Origin of the sequence: Pelomonas caseinilytica (genome assembly GCF_021353235.1) — a bacterium.
GTDB classification, from domain to species: domain Bacteria; phylum Pseudomonadota; class Gammaproteobacteria; order Burkholderiales; family Burkholderiaceae_C; genus Pelomonas; species Pelomonas caseinilytica.
This window is the reverse complement of sequence record NZ_JAJTWT010000001.1, coordinates 444,831-465,448: the sequence shown is the minus strand read 5'-3', so window position 1 is coordinate 465,448 and position 20,618 is coordinate 444,831. Positions and strand designations below refer to the sequence as shown.

At 70.2% G+C, this 20,618-nt stretch carries 20 protein-coding genes; 18 read left to right on the top strand and 2 right to left on the bottom strand.

The annotated features are described in order from the left end of the window. Position 1 precedes the first annotated feature (1 nt). The 18 genes from LXT12_RS02145 to LXT12_RS02060 all read left to right on the top strand — a co-directional run bounded on the left by LXT12_RS02145 (position 2) and on the right by LXT12_RS02060 (position 18,627). Positions 2–838 (top strand): phosphatidate cytidylyltransferase, encoded by an 837-nt coding sequence (locus tag LXT12_RS02145; protein ID WP_233388996.1) that lies wholly within the window; start codon positions 2–4, stop codon positions 836–838. Then, positions 835–2,001, top strand: coding sequence for a 1-deoxy-D-xylulose-5-phosphate reductoisomerase (gene ispC / locus LXT12_RS02140; protein ID WP_233388995.1), 1,167 nt, complete (start codon positions 835–837; stop codon positions 1,999–2,001). Before LXT12_RS02145 ends, ispC begins: the two co-directional genes overlap by 4 nt. Further along, a complete protein-coding gene (gene rseP, locus LXT12_RS02135) occupies positions 1,998–3,362 on the top strand; it encodes an RIP metalloprotease RseP (RefSeq protein ID WP_233388993.1) in 1,365 nt (454 codons plus the stop codon). The genes ispC and rseP overlap by 4 nt, the downstream gene beginning before the upstream one ends. A gap of 21 nt (positions 3,363–3,383) precedes the next feature. Further along, positions 3,384–5,696 (top strand): outer membrane protein assembly factor BamA, encoded by a 2,313-nt coding sequence (gene bamA, locus LXT12_RS02130; RefSeq protein WP_233388991.1) that lies wholly within the window; start codon positions 3,384–3,386, stop codon positions 5,694–5,696. A 2-nt stretch (positions 5,697–5,698) separates the two neighbouring features. After that, positions 5,699–6,205, top strand: coding sequence for an OmpH/Skp family outer membrane protein (locus tag LXT12_RS02125; RefSeq protein ID WP_233388990.1), 507 nt, complete (start codon positions 5,699–5,701; stop codon positions 6,203–6,205). A 10-nt stretch (positions 6,206–6,215) separates the two neighbouring features. Beyond that, on the top strand, positions 6,216–7,274 hold the full coding sequence (gene lpxD, locus LXT12_RS02120) for a UDP-3-O-(3-hydroxymyristoyl)glucosamine N-acyltransferase (RefSeq protein WP_233388988.1): 1,059 nt from the start codon (positions 6,216–6,218) through the stop codon (positions 7,272–7,274). Beyond that, positions 7,271–7,729 carry a 3-hydroxyacyl-ACP dehydratase FabZ gene (gene fabZ / locus LXT12_RS02115; RefSeq protein WP_233388986.1) on the top strand — a complete coding sequence of 153 codons (459 nt, stop codon included), beginning with the start codon at positions 7,271–7,273 and terminating at the stop codon, positions 7,727–7,729. The genes lpxD and fabZ overlap by 4 nt, the downstream gene beginning before the upstream one ends. Before the next feature lie 4 nt (positions 7,730–7,733). Further along, positions 7,734–8,525: an acyl-ACP--UDP-N-acetylglucosamine O-acyltransferase gene (gene lpxA, locus LXT12_RS02110; RefSeq protein WP_233388985.1), complete on the top strand. Its 792-nt coding sequence runs from the start codon at positions 7,734–7,736 to the stop codon at positions 8,523–8,525. 4 nt (positions 8,526–8,529) lie between these two features. Continuing rightward, on the top strand, positions 8,530–9,654 hold the full coding sequence (gene lpxB, locus LXT12_RS02105) for a lipid-A-disaccharide synthase (protein ID WP_233388983.1): 1,125 nt from the start codon (positions 8,530–8,532) through the stop codon (positions 9,652–9,654). After that, complete coding sequence (gene rnhB, locus LXT12_RS02100; protein ID WP_233388981.1) at positions 9,626–10,267, top strand: ribonuclease HII; 642 nt, start codon at positions 9,626–9,628, stop codon at positions 10,265–10,267. The genes lpxB and rnhB overlap by 29 nt, the downstream gene beginning before the upstream one ends. Continuing rightward, positions 10,264–11,034 (top strand): TrmH family RNA methyltransferase, encoded by a 771-nt coding sequence (locus LXT12_RS02095; protein ID WP_233388980.1) that lies wholly within the window; start codon positions 10,264–10,266, stop codon positions 11,032–11,034. Before rnhB ends, LXT12_RS02095 begins: the two co-directional genes overlap by 4 nt. Before the next feature lie 68 nt (positions 11,035–11,102). Further along, entirely contained in the window at positions 11,103–11,300 is a 198-nt protein-coding gene (gene hemP, locus LXT12_RS02090) for a hemin uptake protein HemP (RefSeq protein ID WP_233388978.1), read from the top strand. Positions 11,301–11,372: 72 nt separating this feature from the next. Then, a complete protein-coding gene (locus LXT12_RS02085; RefSeq protein ID WP_233388976.1) occupies positions 11,373–12,563 on the top strand; it encodes a DUF2325 domain-containing protein in 1,191 nt (396 codons plus the stop codon). 87 nt (positions 12,564–12,650) lie between these two features. Continuing rightward, the gene (gene glgC, locus LXT12_RS02080; RefSeq protein WP_233388974.1) at positions 12,651–13,910 is read left to right on the top strand and encodes a glucose-1-phosphate adenylyltransferase; all 1,260 of its coding nucleotides are present in this window, start codon (positions 12,651–12,653) and stop codon (positions 13,908–13,910) included. Further along, on the top strand, positions 13,907–15,385 hold the full coding sequence (gene glgA, locus LXT12_RS02075) for a glycogen synthase GlgA (protein ID WP_233388972.1): 1,479 nt from the start codon (positions 13,907–13,909) through the stop codon (positions 15,383–15,385). Before glgC ends, glgA begins: the two co-directional genes overlap by 4 nt. Then, the gene (locus LXT12_RS02070; RefSeq protein WP_233388970.1) at positions 15,382–15,732 is read left to right on the top strand and encodes a hypothetical protein; all 351 of its coding nucleotides are present in this window, start codon (positions 15,382–15,384) and stop codon (positions 15,730–15,732) included. The genes glgA and LXT12_RS02070 overlap by 4 nt, the downstream gene beginning before the upstream one ends. Before the next feature lie 65 nt (positions 15,733–15,797). Continuing rightward, positions 15,798–17,345 (top strand): S1/P1 nuclease, encoded by a 1,548-nt coding sequence (locus LXT12_RS02065; RefSeq protein ID WP_233388968.1) that lies wholly within the window; start codon positions 15,798–15,800, stop codon positions 17,343–17,345. Between the two features lie 115 nt (positions 17,346–17,460). Continuing rightward, a complete protein-coding gene (locus LXT12_RS02060; protein WP_233388966.1) occupies positions 17,461–18,627 on the top strand; it encodes a hypothetical protein in 1,167 nt (388 codons plus the stop codon). Positions 18,628–18,639: 12 nt separating this feature from the next. Here LXT12_RS02060 and LXT12_RS02055 read toward each other — a convergent pair whose 3' ends face one another. Together LXT12_RS02055 and ppsR are read right to left on the bottom strand one after the other, a co-directional pair. Beyond that, positions 18,640–19,524: an EamA family transporter gene (locus LXT12_RS02055; protein WP_233388965.1), complete on the bottom strand. Its 885-nt coding sequence runs from the start codon at positions 19,522–19,524 to the stop codon at positions 18,640–18,642. Further along, positions 19,524–20,345 (bottom strand): posphoenolpyruvate synthetase regulatory kinase/phosphorylase PpsR, encoded by an 822-nt coding sequence (ppsR, locus tag LXT12_RS02050; protein ID WP_233388963.1) that lies wholly within the window; start codon positions 20,343–20,345, stop codon positions 19,524–19,526. Before ppsR ends, LXT12_RS02055 begins: the two co-directional genes overlap by 1 nt. Positions 20,346–20,618 lie beyond the last annotated feature (273 nt).

Here is a 20,618-nt window from a genome sequence, read left to right as displayed (position 1 = left end):
CATGCTCAAGACCCGCGTCATCACCGCCGTTGTGCTGCTGGCCGTCCTGCTGCCGGTGCTCTTCCAGCCCTCGCCCTGGCCCTTCGCCTGGGTGACCGTCGTCATGATGGGCGCAGCCGGCTGGGAATGGATGCGCCTCAACGGCCTGCCCGGTACGGGCGCCGTCGCGGGTGGCGTGGCCCTGGCCCTGGCCTGCGTCTGGACCCTGCTGATCGGCGGCATGAACGCACCGCCGCCCTGGGTCTGGTGGCTGGCGACGGCCGTGTGGGTGCTGGGCGGCGCCTTCGCGCTGCGTGCCGGTCCGGCCGGCTGGCCGCAGGTGGCTCGGGGCGCCCGGCTGGCCCTCGGCGCCCTGCTGCTGTGGGGAGCCTGGCTGGCCATCGTGCAGGCCAAGGTGCATGGCATCAACTTCATCCTGTCGGTGTTCTGCCTGGTGTGGGCGGCCGACATCGCCGCCTACTTCGGCGGACGCGCCTTCGGCAAGCGCAAGCTGGCGCCGGCCATCAGCCCGGGCAAGAGCTGGGAGGGCGTGTGGGCGGGCCAGCTCGGCGTCCTGCTACTGGGCGTCGTGTGGGTGCATTTCATCGACGTGCGCTTCGGCGTCGACTCTCCCAGCCTCTACACCCTGCTGGTTCAGCGCCATGGCTGGGTGTCGCTGCTGGCGCTGGTCTTCCTGGCTGCCATGAGCGTGGTCGGCGACCTCTTCGAATCCCTGGTCAAGCGGGCGGCCGGCGCCAAGGACAGCAGCAACCTGCTGCCCGGCCACGGCGGGGTGCTCGACCGCATCGACGCCCTGATGCCGGTCTTTCCTCTGGCCCTCGCCCTGATTTCCCTATGAAACGCCAACGCGTCTGCGTGCTCGGCTCGACCGGCTCCATCGGCGTCAACACGCTGGACGTCATCGCCCGGCATCCCGAACGCTACGAGGTCGTCGCCCTGAGCGCGATGAGCCGTGTCGACGAACTGCTCGCCCAGTGCCTGCAGTGGCAGCCGCGGCTGGCGGTCATGCCCGGCCGCGAGGCCGCGGCGCGCTTGCGTGAGCGCCTGCGCGAGGCGGGCAGCCGCACCGAGGTGCTGGACGGCGCCGACAAGCTCGCGGAGATCGCCGCCCACCCGGACGTCGACACGGTGATGGCCGCCATCGTCGGGGCCGCGGGCCTCGCGCCGGCCATCGCCGCGGCCCGCGCCGGCAAGCGCCTGCTGCTGGCCAACAAGGAGGCCATCGTCGTCGGCGGCGCCCTCTTCATGCATGCGGTGGAGGAGGGCGGCGCGACGCTGCTGCCCATCGACAGCGAGCATTCGGCCATCTTCCAGTGCCTGCCCGAGGACCGGGCCACCTGGCACGACCGCATCGACCACATCGTGCTGACGGCCTCCGGCGGCCCCTTCCGCCAGCGCGACCCCGCCACGCTGGCCGACGTGACCCCCGACCAGGCCTGCGCCCATCCCAACTGGGTCATGGGCCGCAAGATCTCGGTCGACTCGGCCACGATGATGAACAAGGCGCTGGAAGTCATCGAGGCGCGCTGGCTCTTTGGCCTTGCGCCCGAGCAGATCCGGGTGCTGATCCACCCGCAGAGCATCATCCACTCCATGGTGGTCTGCCGCGACCATTCCGTGCTCGCCCAGCTCGGCACCCCGGACATGCGCGTGCCCATCGCCTACGGGCTGTCCTTTCCCGAGCGCATCGTCTCGGGCGCCAGCCGCCTCGACCTGCTGACCACGCCCAACCTCAGCTTCGAGGAGGCCGACGCCGCCCGCTTCCCGGGCCTGCACCTGTCCTGGCACGCGCTGCGCGGGCCGGAGGGCAGCACGACGGTGCTGAACGCGGCCAACGAGGTCGCCGTGGACGCCTTCCTGAACGGCCGGTTGCGCTTCGACCGCATCCACGCCGTCAACTCGCAATGCCTGGCGGACGTTCAGCCGGGCGACTGCGCCAGCATCGAGGCGCTGCTCGACCTCGACGCCCGGGCCCGCGCCCACGCACGCCAACTGCTGTGACCACCCTCGTCGCCTTCCTCGTCGCCCTGGCCCTGCTGATCGCGGTCCATGAGTGGGGCCACTATCGCGTCGCCCGCGCCTGCGGAGTCAAGGTGCTGCGCTTCTCCATCGGCTTCGGCCGGGTGATCTGGCGCCGCATCGGCCGCGACGGCACGGAGTTCACGCTTGGCGCCCTGCCGCTCGGTGGTTATGTCCGCATGCTCGACGAGCGCGACGGCGCCGTCGCTCCGCAGGAGCGCGAGCAGGCCTTCAACCAGCGCCCGCTGCGCCAGCGGGCCGCCATCGTCGCGGCCGGCCCCGCGGCCAACTGGGTGCTCGCCATCCTCCTGTTCGCCGTCGTCGCCTGGCTGGGCAGCGAGGTGCCCAAGGCCGTGCTGGGCACGCCGCCGGCCGGCTCCCTGGCCGAGCGCGCCGGCGTGCATGCCGGCGACTGGGTGCGCGCCGTGTCTGCCGACGGCCAGCAGTGGGACGAGATCGAGTCCCTGCCCGACCTGCAGGCCGCCGTCGCCCGCGCGCAGGCCCTCGCCGAGCCTCTGCACCTTTCCGTCACCGAGGGCGAAGGCCATGGAGCCCGTTCCCTGCGCCTGGACACCGAGCGCCTGGCCGGCCGTGCGCCGGACGCTCGCCTGGCCGGCGAGATCGGCCTGGTGCCGCTGCAGGAGCCGCTGATCCAGCAGGTTGCACCGGGCGGCCCGGGCGCCGCGGCCGGCCTGTTGGCCGGCGACCGCGTGCTGTCCATCGACGGCCAGGGCGTGCCCGATGCCGGCTTCCTCCGCGACGCTATCCGCCGCTCCCATGACGGCGAGCAGCCGCGTCCCATGCTGTGGCAGGTTCAACGGGCGGGGCAGGCGGTCGAACTCCGGCCGGTGCCGCGCATGGTGGAGGACGGCGGTCAGCGCATCGCCCGGCTCGAGATCGGCGTGGGCTCGCTGCCCGAGCGCGTCTTCGTCCGCCATGGCTTCGGCGATGGCCTGTGGCGCGGCGCGCAGCAGAGCTGGGACATGGCGGCGACGACGGTGCAACTGCTCGGGCGCATGCTGGTGGGCCAGGCCTCGGTCAAGAACCTCGGCGGGCCGCTGGCGATCGCCGACGCGGCGGGCCAGTCGGCGCGCGCGGGCCTCGTGCCCTATCTCGAATTCCTCGCCCGGATCTCCCTCAGCCTGGCGGTGCTGAACCTGCTGCCGCTGCCGATGCTCGATGGAGGGCACCTCATGTATCATCTTTTCGAGGGTCTGAGCGGCCGCCCCGTCTCCGAATGGTGGCAACGGCAACTGCAGCGCGCTGGTGCGCTGATCCTGGTGCTGATGATGGCCTTGGCCTTTACCAACGACATTGCCGCCCGTCTGACGGGCTGGCATTGACACTGAAACTCCCCGGTCCCCATGTCCTTTTCTTTGCGTTCGGGAGCATCGCTGCGCCCCCCACTCCTGGCTTTGGCTCTCGCGGGGATCTTTCAGACGGGCGCCGCCTGGGCTGTCGATCCCTTCGTGCTGAAGGACATCCGCGTCGAGGGCCTTCAGCGTACCGACCCGGGTACCGTCTTCGCGTCGCTGCCCTTCCGCATCGGCGACACCTACAACGATGAAAAAGGCGCCGCCGCCCTGCGCGCCCTGTTCGCCACGGGCCTGTTCAAGGACGTGCGCATCAGCATCGAGGGCGACGCGGTCGTCGTCATCATCGACGAGCGGCCCATCATCGCCAACGTCAACTTCGTCGGCCTGAAGGAGTTCGACACCGAAGCCCTGACCAAGTCCCTCAAGGACGTCGGCATTGGCGAAGGCAAGCCCTTCGACAAGGCCCTGGCCGACCGCGCCGAGCAGGAACTCAAGCGCCAGTACCTGACGCGCAGCCTCTACGGCGCCGAGGTCACCACCACCATCACCCCGATCGAGCGCAACCGCGTCAACGTCAGCTTCAACGTGACGGAAGGCGAACCCGCCAAGATCGCCGAGATCCGCATCCTGGGCACCAAGGTGTTCTCCGAGAGCACCCTGCTGGGCCTGCTGGAGCAGACGTCCTCGGGCTGGCTGACCTGGTACACCAAGACCGACCGTTACTCGCGCGCCAAGCTCAACGCCGACCTCGAGACCCTGCGCAGCTACTACCTCAACCGCGGCTACCTCGAGTTCAACGTCACCTCCACGCAGGTGACCATATCGCCGGACAAGCAGAGCATCAGCATCGCCATCACCGTCAGCGAGGGCCAGCCCTACACGGTGACGGGCATCAAGCTCGAGGGTGACTACCTTGGGCGCGAGGAGGACTTCAAGCACCTCGTCTTCCTCAAGCCCGGCCAGGCCTACCAGGGCGAGGCCGTGGCCGCCACGACCCGCGCCTTCTCCGACCTCTTCGGCACCTACGGCTACGCCTTCGCCCGCGTCGACAGCCGCCCCGAGATCAACCGCGAGACCGGGCAGGTCGTCGTCACCTTCGTGGCCGAGCCCCAGCGCCGCGTCTACGTGCGCAAGGTCATCATCTCCGGCAACTCCCGCACCCGCGACGAGGTCATCCGCCGCGAGTTCCGCCAGTTCGAATCCGCCTGGTACGACGGCCAGAAGATCAAGGCCTCGCGCGACCGCGTCGAGCGCCTGGGCTACTTCAAGGACAAGGAAGTCAACATCGACACCCAGGAGGTGCCCGGGGCGCAGGACCAGGTCGACGTCATCCTGACCGTCGTCGAGCGGCCTACCGGTGCCATCACCGTGGGCGCCGGCTACTCGAGCCAGACCAAGCTGTCGTTCTCAGGCTCCATCCGCCAGGATAACGTGTTCGGCTCGGGCAACTACCTCGGCATCGACATCGCGACGGCACGCACGGGCCGCCAACTGCAGGTCTCCACCGTCGACCCCTACTTCACCGTGGACGGCGTCTCGCGGGCGGTCGATCTGTTCTACCGCACGACCCGCCCCATCAACACCCTCGGCGAGGAGTATGAGTACGTCACCAAGGGCGGCGCGGTCCGCTTCGGCGTGCCCTTCTCCGAGGTGGACACCGTCTTCTTCGGCGTCGGCTACGAGCAGACCGACATCACCACCTCCAAGGGCCTGCCCAACAGCTATCTGCTCTTCGTCAACCAGTTCGGCCAGCGCAGCAACTCCATCCCGCTGACCGTGGGTTGGCAGCGCGACAGCCGGGACAGCGTGATCTCGCCGCTCAAGGGCAAGTACCAGCGCGTCAACATCGAGGCCAGCCCCTTCGGCGACGCCCAGTTCGCCCGGCTGAACCTGCAGTACCAGCAGTACTTCGACATCACGAACAAGATCACCCTGGGCGTCAACAGCGAACTCGGCTGGGGCGTGGGCCTGGGCGGCAAGCCCTACCCGATCTTCAAGAACTTCTACGGCGGCGGCCTGGGCTCGGTGCGCGTGTTCGAGGCCGGCTCGCTCGGTCCGGTCGACGTGACCGGCTCCTACACCGGCGGCAACCGGCGCTTCAACACCAACGCCGAGCTCTACCTGCCGGTGCCCGGCAGCGGCAACGACAAGAGCTTCCGCATCTTCGGTTTCGTCGACGCCGGCAACGTCTGGGGTTCGCACGAGAAACTCAAGCTCGACAGCATCCGTGTGTCGGCCGGTATCGGCCTGTCCTGGATCTCGCCGATGGGCCCGCTGCGCCTCAGCTACGGCAAACCTATCCGCAAGCAACCCACGGATAGAATCGAGAAATTCCAATTCCAGATCGGGACTGCATTCTGATGATGAGCAAGCTCTTGCAATCGGTGGCTCTGGCCGCGTCGATGATGGTGGCCGCCGCGGCCGTGCATGCCCAGGAACTGAAGATCGGCTACGTGAACAGCGAGCGGGTGCTGAAGGAGGCCAACCTCGCCAAGGCAGCCCAGAGCAAGCTCGAGGCGGAGTTCGGCAAGCGGGAAAAGGATCTGTCCGCTCTGGAAACCAAGCTGCGTGGCGCCGCCGCCCAGCTCGAGAAGGACGCCCCGACTCTCTCCGACGCCGAGCGCGGCCGTCGCCAGCGCGACCTGGTCGAGCAGGACCGCGACCTGCAGCGCAAGCGCCGTGAGTGGCAGGAAGACCTGACCCAGCGCAAGAACGAGGAACTGACGGCGGTGGTCGAGAAGGCCAACCGCGTGATCAAGCAGATCTTCGACAACGAGAAGTACGACCTCATCCTGCAGGACGCCATCCACTTCAGCCCGCGCGTGGACATCACCAAGAAGGTGATCGACGCGTTGAACGCGCAGAAGTAAGGCCCAGCCCATGAGCCCGACAGCTGTCGCGCTCGGGTCCAGCCAGACGGCAGCGGTCGCGCTGCCCCAGCTGATCGCCGCCTTGGGCGGCGATTTGCTTGGTGGGTCCGACATCGCCATCGCCCGCATCGCGCCGCTGGACGAGGCGGACGAGGTCAGCATCAGCTTCCTCGCCAACCCCCGCTACCAGGCCCAGCTCGCCACCACGCGCGCCGCCTGCGTCATCGTCGCGCCGGCCCTGGCCGAGGCCGCCGCGGCCCGCGGCGCCGCCATCGTCACGCCGGACCCCTACCTGTACTTCGCGCGGCTGACGCAGTGGTGGGCCGCACGCACCCGTCCCGCCGCCCAGCCCGGCGTGCATCCGAGCGCCGTCGTCTCGGCCGAGGCGCGGCTGGGGCGGGGCGTCGAGGTCGGTCCGCTGGCCGTCATCGAGGCCGGGGCCGTCGTCGGTGACGGCGCGCGCATCGGCGCCCACTGCGTCGTCGAGCGCGATGCGGTGGTCGGCGCAGGCACGCGGCTGGCGCCACGCGTCGTGCTGGGCCATGGCTGCCGCATCGGCGCGCGTGGCATCGTGCACAGCGGTGTCGTCATCGGCGCGGACGGCTTCGGCTTCGCCCCGTCGAGGGACGGCTACGTCAAGATCGAGCAGCTCGGAGCCGTCACCATCGGCGACGACGTCGAGATCGGTGCCAACACCTGCATCGACCGCGGCGCTCTGAGCGACACCGTCATCGAGGACGGCGTCAAGCTCGACAACCTCATCCAGATCGCCCATAACGTGCACATCGGCCGCAACACCGCCATGGCCGGCTGCGCGGCGGTGGCGGGCTCGACGAGAATCGGTGCCAACTGCACCATCGGTGGCGCCGCCAACATCGTCGGCCACCTCACCATCGTGGACGGCGTGCACCTCGCGGCGGCCACCACCGTCACCAGCAGCATCACCGAGCCGGGAGCCTACGGCGGGCCCTATCCCTTCGAAGAAAATGCCAGCTGGCGCAAGAACGCTGCCACGCTGCGCCAGCTCCATACCTTGCGAGAGCGTGTGCGCGCGCTCGAGAAAAAATGACCGACCCGATCACGATGGACATCCACGAAATCCTCAGGCGCCTGCCGCACCGCTACCCCATCCTGCTGGTGGATCGCGTCGTCGAGCTGACCAAGGGCGAGCGCATCCGCGCCGTCAAGAACGTCACCATCAACGAGCCCTTTTTCCTCGGTCATTTCCCGCACCGCCCGGTGATGCCGGGCGTGCTGGTGCTGGAAGCCCTCGCGCAGGCGGCCACCTTGCTGGCCATCGAGACCATGGACATCGTGCTGGACGACAAGTCGGTCGTGTACTTCGCCGGCATCGACGGTGCCCGCTTCAAGCGCCCCGTCGAGCCGGGCGACCAGCTCATCCTCGAAGTGGCCCTGGGCCGGGCCAAGGCCGGCATCTACAAGTTCGCCGCCCGCGCCCTCGTCGGCGAGCAGGTGGCTGCCGAGGCCGAGCTGATGTGCACCATGCGCCGCATCGAGTCCTGATGGCATGGCTTTGATCCATTCCACCGCGCTGATCGACCCTGCCGCCGAGCTGGACTCGTCGGTCGAGGTCGGCGCCTACACGCTGATCGGTCCCGGCGTGCGCATCGCGGCCGGTACCGTCATCGGCCCGCATTGCGTCGTCGAGGGCCGCACGACCATCGGCGAGAACAACCGCTTCTTCCAGTTCGGCTCCATCGGTGCCGCGCCCCAGGACATGAAGTACCGGGGCGAGCCGACCGAGCTGGTCATCGGCCGCGACAACACCTTCCGCGAGTTCGTCACCCTCAACACCGGCACGGTGCAGGACGGCGGCGTGACCCGCATCGGCGACGACAACTGGGTGATGGCCTACGTGCACGTCGCCCATGACGTGCAGCTGGGCAGCCATTGCGTGCTGGCCAACAACGCGACGCTGGCGGGGCATGTCCACGTCGGCGACTGGGCCACCATCGGCGGACTGACCGGCGTGCACCAGTTCGTCAAGATCGGCGCCCACGCGATGATCGGTTTCCAGGGCCACGTGGCCCAGGACGTGCCGCCCTTCATGACGGTGGACGGCAACCCGCTGTCGGCGCGCGCGGTCAACGTGACCGGGCTCAAGCGCCGCGGCTTCACGCCCGAGCGCATCGGCGTCATCCGGCAGATGCACAAGCTGCTCTACCGCAGCGGCCTGACGCTGGACGAGGCCAAGGCGGCCATCGAGGGCCTGCGGGGCAGCGAGAACGGCGTGGCCGACGGCGACGTCGATGCCATGCTAGGGTTCCTGCGCGCGGCGACCCGCGGCATCGTCCGCTGAGCCCATGGGCACCGATTCGCCCCGCCTGGGCCTGGCGGTCTGCGAGGCCAGCGGCGACCTGCTCGGTGGCCTGTTGCTGCAGGGCCTGCGCCAGCGCTGGCCGGGCCTTACGGCCGTCGGCATGGGCGGGCGCAAGATGCAGGCTCAAGGCTTTGAGGCCTGGTGGCCCAACGACCTCGCCTTCTTCGGCTATGTCGAGGTGCTGATGCACCTGCGCGAGGCCTTGCAGCGCCGCCGCCGGCTCGGTGACCGGCTGATCGCCTGCCGGCCGGACGTCTTCATCGGCATCGACGCCCCGGACTTCAACTTTGGCCTGGAGACGCGGCTGCGCGAGGCGGGGCTCAAGACCGTGCACTTCGTCTGCCCCTCGATCTGGGCCTGGCGCCCCGAGCGTCTGGACACCATCCGCCGCGCGGCCGACCACGTGCTCTGCCTCTTCCCTTTCGAGCCCGAGATCCTGCACCGGGCCGGCATCGGCGCGACCTACGTCGGCCATCCGCTGGCCGACGCCATCCCCATGACGCCGCCGCGCGACCAGGCCCGCGCGGCCTTGCAGCTGCCGGCGGACGCCACCGTCATCGCCCTGCTGCCCGGCAGCCGCAAGAGCGAGATCAAGCACATCGCACCGGCGCTGATCGGGGCGGCGCGCCTGCTGGCCCGGCCGGGCCGGCGCTTCGTCATGCCCGTCGTGCCGGGGCTGAGGCCGCTGCTCGAGCCGCTGCTGGGGGGCGCGGACATCCAGCTGCTCGACGGCCAGTCCCACGCGGCGCTGGCGGCCTGCGACCTGACGCTGGTGGCCAGCGGCACCGCCACGCTGGAGGCCGCCCTCTTCAAGCGGCCCATGGTCATCGCCTACAAGGTGCATGCCCTCAACTGGTGGCGGCTCAAGGGCAAATCCCTGCTGCCCTGGGTGGGCCTGCCCAACATCCTGGCGCGAGAATTCCTCGTGCCGGAACTGCTCCAGCAGGACTGCACCCCCGACAAGCTCGCGACCGAGGCCGAGGCCTGGCTCGCCGATGCGCCGCGCCGTGCGGCCGTGCAGGAGCGCTTCGTGCAAATCCATGAACTGCTGCGCCAGGACACGGCGCAGCGCGCCGCCGATGCGATCGCGAACCTCCTACCGGCCTGAACAAGGCTCGCTCGACTGGACGCCCACCGGCCTCGTCGCCGGCGTGGACGAGGCTGGCCGCGGGCCCCTGGCCGGCCCGGTGTTCGCCGCCGCCGTCATCCTCGACGACCTGCAGCCCATCCATGGGCTGGCCGATTCCAAGGTGCTGACGCCGCAAAAGCGCGCCAGGCTCTACGACGAGATCCGTGCCAAGGCGCTGTGCTGCTGCATCGCGCATGCCACGCACGAGGAGATTGACCGCATCAACATCCTGCAGGCCACCATGCTGGCCATGCAGCGCGCGGTGACGGGCCTGCGGCTCAAGCCTGCGCTGGTGCGGGTCGACGGCAACCGCCTGCCGGTGCTGCCCATGGCCGCCGAGGCCATCGTCAAGGGCGACGCCACCGTGCAGGCCATCTCGGCCGCCAGCATCCTGGCCAAGGTGGCGCGCGACCTGTTCTGCGAGCAGATGCACGCCAGCCATCCGCAGTACGGCTTCGCCACCCACAAGGGCTATTCCACGCCCGAGCACCTGGCGGCGCTGCGCGAGCACGGCGCCAGCCCCTGGCATCGCCGCAGCTTCGCACCGGTGCGCGAGGTGTGCGTCGACGTCACCGTGAACCCGCTGGCGTGAAGCTCGACCACGTCACGTCCCGCGACAACCCCGCCCTGGTGCGCCTGCGCAAGCTCGTGGCCGAGCCGGGCGGATACCGCAAGACCGGCAGCGTCTGGATCGAGGGGGACCACCTGCTGCGGGCCGCCCTGCAGCGCGGCTGGCGGCCCGGCCTCGTTGTGCTCACCGAGGCGGCGATGCAGGATGCCACGCTGGCGGCCCTCGCCGAGTCCGCCCCCCGCGCCCTGGTTGTGCCGGCGGCGCTCTTCAAGGGGCTGAGCAGCCTGGAATCGCCTGCCCAGATCGGTGCCGAGCTGGCCCTGCCGCCCGCGCCGGCCATCGACCCGCAGGCGGCCAGCCTGGTGCTGGACCGGCTGCAGGACGCCGGCAACGTCGGCGCCATCCTGCGCAGCGCCGCGGCCTTCGGCGTGCGTCAGGTGCTGGCCCTCAAGGGCACGGCGGCCCTGTGGTCGCCCAAGGTCGTGCGGGCGGGGCAGGGCGCTCACTTCGGCCTGCGGCTTGCTGAGGGCCTGGCCGTGGACGATCTCGCCGCGCTGGCCGTCCCGCTGGTGGCCACCAGCTCGCACACCGACCGGCGCATCCATCAGCTCACGCTGCCTTCGCCCTGCGCCTGGGTGATGGGCCACGAGGGGCAGGGCGTGTCGCCAGCGCTGATGGCGCGCTGCACCCTGACCGTCGGCATCCCGCAGCCCGGTGGCGAGGAGTCGCTGAACGTCGCCGCCGCGGCGGCCATCTGCCTCTACGAGAGCCATCGCCAGCGCGGTTGAGACGCGTGGCCGGGTCGCCCGCGTCAGTGCCGGTTGCAATCGAGAATGATTCTCATTACAGTGATCGCATGCCTGCCGATCACGACCTGCCCGACCCCCATCTCCAGGCCGCCCCGGCGCCCGCGCCGCCGCCGGGCGCGCAGGCGGCCTGCCGCATCGACAGCGCCCGCTTGCTCGGCACGCGCGGCGAGGTCTACATCGTCCATCGCCAGCAGCTCTACCGGCTGCGGGAGACGGCCCAGGGCAAGCTCATCCTGACCAAGTAGCCCCGCGTTCCACCCGCGCCAGCCAGCCGTCGCCCGCCAGCGCTCCCAGATGCCCCATCCTGGAGACTTCGCATGGCCGAGACCTGCTGCGCGGCGCACGCCGCATCCCCTGCCACCGCCGGTTCGCGCCGGCGCCGCCTCTGGGAACTGGGCGGCCACGCCCACTGCCCCGTCATCGGCGTGTGCCTGCCGCTGGAGCGTGTGCGCCAGCTGGCCCGCAAGCACCTCGCCCTCCAGGGCGACGAGGACGACTACACCCTGCACTGCAGCCTCGTCACCGCCGCGGCCCGCCGCAACGCCGTGGCCGAGGCGCTCCAGCGCGAGCTCGAGCAGCGCTTCGCCCTCGACGTCCGCCAGGCGGCCCGGGCCAAATGCCGCGACAGCCTGACGACCTGGTGGCGTGGCCGCGCCGTCCAGGGCGAGATCGCGGGCGCGCTGTGGGCCACCCTCACCCATCCCCGCTGCGACGAGGGGCTGGAGATGCGGGTGCTCGGCCAGGTGCACATGCTGCAGCACCAGCTCGGCGCCGCGCAGCGGGTGGACATGGCCCGCCATCGCGAACTGGCCGCGGAGCACCAGGCCTTGCTGCGCGACTACGCCGAAGTGCAGCAGCGCGTGACCGCCTGGACCGCCGAGCGTGCCCGTGAGCAGCAGGCCTGGGAGGCGGAGACCGTACGCCACCGCGCCGCCGTCGTCGCGCTGCGCACCCGGCTCGCCCAGGCCGAGGAGGCGCTGCAGCAGTGGCAGGCCGCCCGGCCCGACCTGCCCGAGCGCGAGGCACTGCGCGCGCGCCTGGCCGAGCAGCTTGAGCGCAACCGGGTGCTGCAGCGGGAGGTCAGCCGGCTGGCGGCGCGGCCGGCAGCGCTGGCCGCGTCCGGCGAAGCGGCGCAGGCACCTGCTGTCATCGACGACGGGAGGGCTCCCGCACCGGTGACGCTGGAGCACCGCGTCGTGCTCTGCGTGGGCGGCCGCAGCGGCAGCGTGCCGCAATACCGCCAGGCGGTGGAGGGCTGTGGCGCGCAGTTCCTGCACCATGACGGCGGCGATGAGCACAAGCCCGCGCAGCTGGAGCCCCAGCTCGCCGCGGCGGACCTCGTCATCTGCCAGACCGGCTGCATCAGCCACGACGCCTACTGGCGCGTGAAGGACCATTGCAAACGCCACGGCAAGCGCTGCGTCTTCGTCGACACGCCCAGTCGCAGTGCCTTCGAACGTGCGCTGGCGCGGGCCACCAGCGGCGAAGCCACCGGGCGCGAGCCCTGAGGGGAAGCCCCCAGCGGGGCGATGGGAGACTGGACGCACACTGCAGGCATCCAGAGCCTGCACACAGGCCCCAGTCGGAGTCCGGTCATGCCCCCCGTCGCCTCGCCCCATCAGCTCGCCCGCCGCGCCATCGCCCTCGTCCTGGCTGGAGGCCGCGGTTCCCGGCTCAAGCAGCTCACCGATTCGCGCGCCAAACCGGCCGTCTACTTCGGCGGCAAGTTCCGCATCATCGATTTCGCGCTGTCGAACTGCGTGAACTCGGGCATCCGCCGCATCGGCGTCGTCACCCAGTACAAGAGCCATTCGCTGCTGCGCCACATCCAGCGCGGCTGGAGCTTCCTGCGCGCCGAGCTGAACGAGACCGTCGACCTCATGCCCGCCCAGCAGCGGGTCGACGAGGAAAGCTGGTACCGCGGCACGGCCGATGCCGTCTACCAGAACCTGGACATCATCCAGAGCACCGGCGCCGACTACATCGTGGTGCTGGCCGGCGACCACATCTACAAGATGGACTACTCCAGCATGCTGGTCGACCACGTCGCCACCGGCGCGGGCTGCACGGTCGGCTGCATCGAGGTGCCCAAGGGCGAGGCCAGCGCCTTCGGCGTCATGGCCGTGGACGGCGACCGCCGCATTACCGCCTTCAAGGAAAAGCCCGCCGACCCGCCCTGCATCCCCGGCCGCGAGGGCGTGTGCCTGGCCAGCATGGGCATCTACGTCTTCAACGCCGACTACCTCTACCGCCTGCTCGACGAAGACCTGGCCGACCCGGCCTCGAGCCACGACTTCGGCAAGGACGTCATCCCCAAGACCGTCGCCGAGGGGCGCGCCGTGGCCCACCCCTTCGGCATGAGCTGCATCCAGAACCCCAACGGCGCGCCGCCCTACTGGCGCGACGTCGGCACCCTGGATGCCTTCTGGGCCGCCAACCTCGACCTCGCCTCCATCAGCCCCGAGCTCGACATCTACGACACCGACTGGCCCATCTGGACCTACCAGCGCCAGCTGCCGCCGGCCAAGTTCATCCCCGACCACAACGGCATGCATGGCATGACGGTGAACACCATCGTCAGCGCCGGCTGCATCGTGTCGGGCTCGCATGTGGTGCAGTCGGTGCTGTTCAACAACGTGCGCATCCGCTCCTTCTGCAACATCCACCAGTGCGTGCTGCTGCCCGGCGTCGAGATCGGCCGCCACTGCCGGCTGACCAAGGTCATCGTCGACCGCGCCTGCGTCATCCCGGACGGCCTGGTGGTGGGCGAGGACGCGGCGCTGGATGCCGCGCGCTTCGAGCGCACCGAGAACGGCGTCGTGCTGATCACGCGGCAGATGCTGGCCAAACTGTGACGCGCGTCCTGCAGGTCAGCGCGGAGCTGTACCCGCTGCTGAAGACCGGCGGGCTGGCCGATGTGGCGGGTGCACTGCCTGCCGCGCTCGCCGCGGCCGGTGCCGAGCCGCGCCTGCTGGTGCCGGGTTTCCCGGCCATCCGCGAAGCCCTCGGGAAGGAATGCGCCGTCGCGCCCGTGGCCCTGCCCTGGAGCGAGGGCCGCGCGGCCCTGCTGCGTGGGCGGCTGCCGGGCTTCGAGATGCCCGTCTACGTGCTGGACGCCCCCGGCCTCTTCGACCGCCCCGGCAACCCCTACGCCGACGCCGCCGGTGTGGCCTATGCCGACAACCACCGCCGCTTCGCGCTGCTGGGCCTGGCGGCGTCGCGGCTGGCCGAGGGCGTGGATGGCAGCTGGCGCCCCGGCATCGTCCACGCCCACGACTGGCATGCGGGCCTGGCCTGCGCCCACGTCGCGGCGAGCCGCTCGCGCCGGCGCACCGACGCCAGGACGGTCTTCACCATCCACAACCTCGCCTACCAGGGCCTCTTTCCGGCCGACCTCTTCTGCGAGCTCGGCCTGCCGCCGCATTTCTACGCCGTCGAGGGCCTTGAGTTCTACGGCCAGGTGAGCTTCATGAAGGCCGGCCTGCATTTCGCCGATGCCATTACCACGGTCAGCCCGAGCTATGCGAAGGAGATCCAGACGCCCGAGCAGGGCTGCGGCCTGGACGGCCTGCTGCGCCATCGCGCCGGCGTGCTGCACGGCATCCTGAACGGTGTCGACTACGGCGTGTGGTCACCCGCCAGCGATGCGAGCCTCGCGGCCGCCTACGACGCTGACCAGCCCGACGGCAAGGCCGCCTGCAAGGCCGCGCTGCAGCGCGAATGCGGGCTCGATGCAAAGCCGGACGCCCCCCTCTTCGGCATCGTCAGCCGCCTCACCGAGCAGAAGGGCCTGCCCTTGGTGCTGGAGGCGCTGGACGACCTGCTCGACGGTGGCGGCCAACTGGTCGTCCTCGGCAGCGGCGACGCCCGGCTGGAAGCCGCCTTCGGCGAGGCCGCGGCCAGGCACCCGGGCCGGGTCGCGCGCCGCACCGGCATGGACGAAGGGCTGGCCCACCGCATCGTCGCGGGCAGCGACGTGGTCCTCGTGCCCAGCCGTTTCGAGCCCTGCGGGCTGACCCAGCTCTACGGCCTGAGCTACGGTGCGCAGCCGCTGGTGCACCGCGTCGGCGGCCTCGCGGACACGGTGGTGGACTGCACGCTTGAAGACCTGGCCGCCGGCACGGCGACGGGCTTCGTCTTCAACGCCTTCACGGCCGAGGCCTACCGCCGAGCGCTGCGCCGCGCCTTCGCGTTGTGGAGCCGGCAGGAGTTCTGGGCACGCGTGCGCGCGGCGGCGATGCGCCAGCACTTCAGCTGGGACGATGCGGCGGCCCGCTACATGCAGGTCTATCGTGGCGTGCTGGCCGCCCCAGGAGATGAACCGCGATGACTGCGACTCCAGCGCCCACGCCTGACCGCATCCAGGAAATCCTCGACGAGCGCATCACGAACTTCGCCCAGGCGGCCCAGCGGCGCTTCAAGACCAACGATCTCGTCGTGGTGCTGGACTTTCGAGAGGACCCGGCGGAGCTCGAAGCCATCGCGCGCCAGGATCTCGTCGGGGCCGACGAACTGTCGCTCGACCTCAAGCTGAAGCTCTCCAGGCCGGCCTCCGAACTCCAGGCCGTGCACGGCTCGCCGGCGCAGTCGTTCTGGTTCATCGTCATCTTCGATGACGACGACGCGGAATGCGGGGCGGTCAACGCGTCCATGTTGGCGCCCGGCGGGGCGGGCTGACGCCGGGTCTGAACGGAGCCCGCGGTTGGCCGGACACTACACGGCTTCCCGCCATCGAGAGCGACATGCCCGCATCCCGACTCCTCCCGATCCGCCGCCTTGGTGCGGTGGCCGCGCTGACCCTGCTGGCCCTGGCGCCGACCTGGTGCCACGCCTGGGGCCAGGAGGGCCACGCCATCGTGGCCGAGATCGCCCAGCGCCGGCTCACGCCCGCCGCGGCCGCCGCGGTCGCGAAGCTGCAGGGCGGCGCCAGCCTCGCCTCGGTCGCGAGCTGGCCCGACGACGTGCGCGGCGAGCGCAAGGGTGATTTCAACCTGCATTTCGTCGACATGCCGCGCGGCGTGCACGAGTACGACGAGAAGGCCTTTTGCGCGCCGTCCGAGAAGGGCGACTGCGTCGTCAACGCACTGCGCCGCGCCCAGCAGAACCTGCGCTGTGCGCCGGCCGAGGAGGCCCGGCGCGAGGCGCTGCGCTACGTCGTGCACTTCGTGGGCGACCTGCACCAGCCCCTGCATGCTACCGGCGACCTGGAGGGCGGCAACGGCTTCAAGGTGCACGGCAGCCTGCATGGCCAGACCTGCAAGGGCGCCTGCGCGCTGGAAAGCGGCAACCTGCATTCGCTGTGGGACTCCGGCCTCATCCGCCGCACCGTCTGGAACTGGGGCGCCTACGTCGACCGCCTCGAGAAGACGCTGCTGGCCACGCAGGACTTCGACCTGAAGAGCGGCGGCGACCAACCCGCCGACTGGGCCATGCAGTCGCACGCCGTGGGCGAACTGGTCTGGAACGACCAGCTCATCCCCGCCGACGGCACGATCGACGACGCCTACTACGCCGCCGTGCTGCCCATGCTGGACCAGCAGCTCGCCCTGGGCGGCCTGCGCCTGGCCCGGCTGCTCAACGAGACCTTCGCGCCCGGGTCCTGCAGCGCGCCGGTGGCCACGACGCCCTGGCCCAGCGCCGAGAAGGGCCTGCAGCCGTCCACCAACCTCGGCGAGCTGAAGGTCCAGTTCAAGGCTTACCACGAGCGCCCGGCCGCCGGCGGCCCGAGCGGCTACGAGCGTGACCAGGCCGAGACGGACGCTGCCGCCACCGCCTACGTGCTGTCGCGCGCGAAGCAGGTCGCCAAGCCGGCGCTGGTGCTGGACATCGACGAGACCTCGCTGGACAACTGGGCGCAGATGGCCCAGAACGACTTCGGCTACATCATCAACGGCGACTGCACGGCGGCACCCGGCACCGCCTGCGGTGCGCTGGCCTGGGACCAGCAGGGTCGCGCCCCCGCCATCGCGGCCACGCTCAAGCTCTACCAGGCCGCGCGTGCCGCGGGCGTGGCGGTGTTCTTCATCACCGGCCGCAGGGAGGCCGAACGCGCCGTCACCGAGGCCAACCTGCGCGCCGCGGGCTACGACGGCTGGGCCCGCCTCGTGCTGCGCCCGGATGGCTCGCACAGCATGTATTCCGCCGCCAGCTTCAAGGCCGCCGAGCGCGCCCGCATCGTGATGCAGGGCTACCAGATCCTCGCCACGGTGGGCGATCAGCCCAGCGACCTGTCCGGCGGCTATGCCGAAAAGGCCTTCCTGCTGCCCAATCCGTTCTATCGGATTCCCTGAGCCGCTCGCGGCCATTGCCGCCTGACCACCGCCTGACCCCTCAAGCCGGTGATCCACCTCGCGGGACGAAGCAGCGCGGGCCTTCAAAATCGCGCCCTTTCCAGGGAGCAAACGAATGAAAAGTATCTGGACCGGCTGGGTCCTGGGCGCTGCCTTGACTCTTGCAGGCTGCGGCGGCGGGGGCGGCTCGCCCGTGCAGGAGACACCGGCGTTGTCCGCGGCTGTCCGCGTGAGCAATCTGAAGCCTCAGCGCGTCGACATCCAGGCCGTCGAAACCGAGCGGTCGATCTTCGGCGTCGAGCTGTCCGCCGATGTCGTGGGCGACCTGACCCGCCTGTCCGGCCAGACCATCTACATGATCATCGAGGACGGCACGGGGCTCTTCGAGGTCGCGAGCACCACCATTTCGCCCACGGGAGTCGACAACCGCATCCTGTTGAAGCTGAAGTCCACCTTGGGCAAGGCCGGCACCCTGGAGGGCAATCTGAGGCTGAACGTCTGTATCGACGTCGCCTGCAAAACCTCGCTGGGCAACTCGCCGCTGTCGATTCCCTACAAGCTGACGATCGCCCCAGGTGTGAGACTCGCCGACTCGTCACCCATCACGGTCGAGGTGCCGTTCGGCGCCGTCCTGGCGGATGCGTACGGCGCAAATGCGGTGAATCGGCCGGTCACGCTGAACGTTCCGTCGGACTTTGCCGGCGTCGGCAGCATCCCGCCGTTCGAAACCGACTGGTCGTCCGCCCAGGCGAACGCCCGGCTCGCCTTGCTCCAATATGGCGCCATCGTGCCGGGGCAGGCCGTTGCGGGCGCATTGCTGTTCCCGCCGGCACCCGTCGGCAACTACTCGGCCAAGCTGAAGCTGTCGTCCATCGTCGGAAACAGCTCCATCGCCGCGGAAAGCGCGGTCGACGTCAACTACGTCGTCAAGGATTCCGGCCAGCGGATGCTCTATCAGCCCTCCACCATGTCGGTCCAATCCTCGTCGAACGGTGACATAGGGCTGAGCGTCGTCGCCGCCGATGGCGCGAAATACACGCGGGTCGGCCACATCGCTTATTCGGCAAGCTCCGGCTCGGTCCGGTGGCTCTTCCTGCAGCCGGCGTCGGCCGGCGCGTTCTCCATGGGGACGGTGTTCCTCGTCTCGCCCGATGCCTGCGGCGTTGACTTGCCGAGGGTCAGTTGCCTGACGCGAGGCGCCTACACGGCGGATGTCTTCCTGGCGACGGATGCGGGCGTCGAAGCGCCCGTGCCGTATCGGGTCCAGCTGATGGTGCCCTGACGGCACCCCTCCTCAAGCTGCCAGAGCGATCACGCCCGCGCCGATCAGCGCCGCGCCGGCCAGCCGCCAGCCGCGTTCGCCTTCGCCCAGCAACTGCCCGCCCAGCAGCGCGGCGAACAGCATCGACACCTCGCGGGCGGGCGCCACGCGCGACAGCGGCGCCTCGCGCACGGCCAGCAGTACGAGGATGTAGGCGAGTGGGCCGAGGCCGGCGACGGCCAGCACGGCCCGCCACGAGCGGCGCAGCTCGGGCATGAAGCCGGCCGGGTCCCGTAGCACCACCGGCAGCTGCAGCGGCACGCGCAGCACGTTGCCGAAGTAGTCCATCATCAGCGGAGACACCGCCAGCATCTTCACGGCATAGCCGTCGAGCACCGTGTAGCCGGCGATCAGCGTGCCGGTGGCGGCGCCCCAGTACAGGCCGTGGCGCCGCCGCCGTGCGGTGGCGGCGTCATGCGCCACGCCGCGGCCGATGAGGCGCGGGCCCATGGTGATGAGCAGGATGCCGCCCACCACGCCCGCCAGCCCCAGCAGGCCGGCGGCGCCCAGCGTCTCGCCCAGCAGCAGCACGGCCGCCACGGCCGACAGCAGCGGGCCGCTGCCGCGGGCCACGGGGTGGACGACGGTCAGGTCGCTGGCCCGGTAGCCGGCCAGCAGGCAGTTGAAGTACAGCAGGTGGACCAGGGCGCTCGCGCCGACGCAGGCCCAGGCGGTGGCCGTCCAGTAAGGCAGTTCGGCGAAGCCCACCCATAGCACCGCGGGTAGCCACAACACCGTGACGCCGGCCGAACAGGCCAGGACGAAATGCGGTCCGCCGCCCCACTTCTTGGCGGCGAGGTTCCAGACGGCGTGCAGGAGGGCGGCGGCGAGGACGAGGGCGAGGGCCGACGCGGGCATCAGTAGATGAGGCGGTCCGGCCGGATGTCGCGCAGGATGGTCGTCGCGATCTCCTCGATGGACTTGTGCGTCGACGACAGCCACGAGATGCCCTCGCGCTTCATCATGGCTTCGGCCTCGTTGACCTCGTAGCGGCAGTTCAGCGCGTCGGCGTACTTGCTGCCCGGGCGGCGTTCGTTGCGGATGGAGGCCAGGCGCTCGGGGTCGATGGTCAGGCCGAAGCACTTGCGCTTGTGCGTGAGCAGCGGCGCCGGCAGCTTGCGGCGCTCGAAGTCTTCAGGGATGAGGGGGTAGTTGGCCGCCTTGATGCCGTGCTGCATGGCGAGGTAGAGGGAGGTCGGCGTCTTGCCGCAGCGGCTCACGCCCACCAGGATGACCTCGGCGGCATCGAGGTTGCGGGCCGACTGCCCGTCGTCGTGGGCCAGCGAGAAATTGATGGCCTCGATGCGGTCGTGGTACTCCTGGCTCTGCGCCACGTCGGAGAAGCGGCCGACGCGGTGGTTGCTCTTGATGCCGAACTCGTCCTCCAGCGGCTCGATGAAGGTGCCGAACATGTCCATCACCTTGCCCTGGCAGTGCTCGCGCACGATGCGCAGCACGTCGCGGTCCACCAGGGTGGCGAAGACGATGGGCCGCTGACCTTCGCGCACGGCCGTCTCGTTGATCTCGCCGACGACGGCGTGGGCCTTCTCGGCCGAGTCGATGAAGGGCCGGCGCACGTGGCGGGGCTTGATGGCGAACTGCGCGAGGATGGAGTTGCCGAAGGTTTCGGCGGTGATGCCGGTGCCGTCAGAGACGAAGTAGACGGTTCTGGCGGTCATGACGGTGTCCGTGGAGTCGAGGCGCGGCCATGATAGCGAGCGCCGCCCGCCCCCCGTGCCTGGGGGTGGTGGGCGCGGGGGCGGACATAGTGCACGGGCTGGCGCAGTTACACGCCGGTACGCAGCGCCTAGAATCGCCGCCAAATCCTCGCGACCCGCCCATGCGTGCCTCCCTCCTCCGACAAGAATCCAGAAATGGATGGAGCCGCGCCTGCCTTGAGCCCCCTGGCTCGGCGCCACCCTCCATGGGCACGGACGACGCGATGGCCCCGG